Genomic DNA, 2,518 nt, shown 5'->3' on the forward strand with positions numbered 1-2,518 from the left:
TACGACGAAGCCCAGATCCTCCTTAAATCACAACCTCAAATCTGTGCCATTGGTGCTGACGGCGGACAACCGTAGTGTTCGTCCGCACCGGCCAAGGCTTCCGCGCACAGCCGGTTCAGGTCGGCAGCCGATCAGGCGGGATGGTGGCGATCACCGGCGGCCTCGCCGCCGGCACGCAGATCGCCACCACCAACGCTTTTCTCCTCAAAGCGGAGATCGAGAAGGAGTCGGCGGAATGATCGGCCGCATCCTCTCCCTTTCGGTCCGGATGCGATGGCTTGTCGCCGTCCTGACCCTCGTCGTCATTGGCTTTGGTTTATGGCAGATCACCAAGCTGCCGATTGACGCTGTGCCCGACGTCACCAACCGACAGGTCCAGATCAGCACATTCGCCCCGACGCTTGGGCCGGTCGACATCGAAAAGCAGGTGACGTTCCCGGTGGAAACGGCGCTGGCCGGAATCCCAGGGCTTGAGATGACCCGCTCCATCTCGCGCAACGGCTTCAGCCAGGTAACGGCGGTCTTCACCGACCGCACCGACATTTACTTCGCGCGCCAGCAGGTGACGGAACGGCTCGCACAATCGCGCGACAGCCTGCCTTCCAACGCGCAGCCGATCCTAGCACCGCTCAGCACCGGGCTCGGCGAGATTTTCTTCTATTCGGTCGCCTTCCGTCACCCCGACGGCAAGGGCTTGAAGACGGTCGATGGGAAGCCGGGCTGGCAGTCGGACGGCAGCTATCTCACGCCCGAGGGCGAACGCCTGACCACCGAGCTGGCGAAGGCGGCATATCTCCGCACGGTGCAGGATTGGATCATCCGCCCACAGATGCGCGCCGTGCGCGGCGTCGCCGGGGTTGATTCCAACGGCGGCTATGTGAAGCAATATCTGATCGAGCCAAACCTGAACGCGCTCGTTAGCTATGGGCTGTCGGTGACGGAGTTGGCGGACGCGATGGAGCGGGCCAATCTCTCTGCCGGCTCCAATTACGTCCGCCGTGCCGGCGAGAGCTTCCTTGTCCGCGCCGATGCTCGCCTCAAATCGATCGATGACATTCAGGAAGCCGTCGTGGCAACCCGGAACGGCGTTCCCATCCGCGTCAAGGACGTGGGCCAGGTCGTGATCGGCGGTGCGGTCCGCACCGGATCCGGCAGTCGCATGGGATCGGAAGCGGTCATCTCGACCGTGCTGATGCTGGTGGGCGACAACAGCCGCATCGTCGCGACCGATGCCGCCGAGAAGCTGACGCAGATCAACAAGGCGCTGCCGCCCGACGTGTTCGCCGAGCCGGTCTACAACCGGTCCAAGCTGGTCAACGCGACGATCGCGACGGTCGAAAAGAACCTCACAGAAGGCGCGCTGCTCGTCATCGTCGTGCTGTTCCTGCTGCTCGGCAACATCCGCGCCGCGCTCATCACCGCTGCGGTCATCCCGATCACTATGCTGATGACGGCCGCCGGCATGAACGGGCTGGGCGTATCGGGCAACCTGATGAGCCTTGGAGCGCTCGACTTCGGGCTGATCGTCGACGGCGCCGTCATCATCGTCGAGAATGCGCTTCGCCGCCTCGCCGAGCGCCAGGAGCATGAAGGCCGGCTTCTCACCCGCGACGAGCGGATGGAGGAAACGACACTCGCGGCCAAGGAGATGGTGCGGCCGACCGTTTATGGTCAGCTCATCATCTTCCTCGTCTTCGTGCCGCTGCTCACCTTCCAGGGCGTTGAGGGCAAGACGTTCGCGCCGATGGCGATCACGTTGATGGTGGCGCTCGCCTCCGCTTTCGTCCTGTCGCTGACCTTCGTTCCCGCGATGATCGCGATCGTCGTCAAGGGCCGGGTCAGCGAGACGGAAGTGAAGCCGATCCGCTGGTTCAAGGAACGCTACGCCCCCGTGCTGGGCAGGGCCGTAGCTCGGCCGATGCCCTTCATTCTGGGCGGTGTCGGCGTGTTCGTCGCGGCAGTGCTGAGCTTTGGCTTGCTCGGCGAGGAGTTCATGCCGCAGCTCGACGAGAAGGACATAACCGTCACCAACTTCCGCGTGCCATCGGCGTCGATCGATCAGTCGACACAGATGCAGCTTCAGATCGAGAATGCATTGAAGACGCTGCCGGAGGTGGCGCTGGTCTTCTCTAAGAACGGCAACGCCGATCTCGGCACCGATCCGATGCCGCCCAATGCGTCGGATACCTATGTGATTCCAAAGCCAGAGGACGAGTGGCCGGCGGAGGTTAAGAGCAAGGAGGACATCCTTCGCCGCATCGAGGAGCGGATGAAACCGCTGATCGGCAACCGAACAGAGATTCAGCAACCGATCCAGATGCGCTTCAACGAGCTGATCGCCGGCGTTCGCGCCGACGTCGCGATCAAACTCTACGGCGATGACCTCGACGCGATGAGCGAACAGGCGCGGCGCATCGCTTCCGTCATGCGCACCATCCCGGGCGCTGGTGACGTGAGTGCCGAACAGACGTCCGGCGCGCCGACCTTCGACGTGCAGATCGACCGTCAGGCGGCGGGC

The 2,518-nt window shown here is 63.4% G+C and carries 1 protein-coding gene and 1 pseudogene; both read left to right on the forward strand.

The genetic code is table 11. From position 1 onward, the window contains the following. Positions 1-68: 68 nt before the first annotated feature. Positions 69-239 (forward strand): annotated as a pseudogene (locus tag ACFSC3_RS16720) (efflux RND transporter periplasmic adaptor subunit); the annotation flags it as partial. Next, a partial coding sequence (locus ACFSC3_RS16725; RefSeq protein WP_380941508.1) for an efflux RND transporter permease subunit occupies positions 236-2,518 on the forward strand: 2,283 nt, incomplete at its 3' end. The pseudogene ACFSC3_RS16720 and the gene ACFSC3_RS16725, both read left to right, overlap by 4 nt.

The organism is Sphingomonas floccifaciens (assembly GCF_042681125.1).
GTDB lineage: Bacteria > Pseudomonadota > Alphaproteobacteria > Sphingomonadales > Sphingomonadaceae > Sphingomonas > Sphingomonas floccifaciens.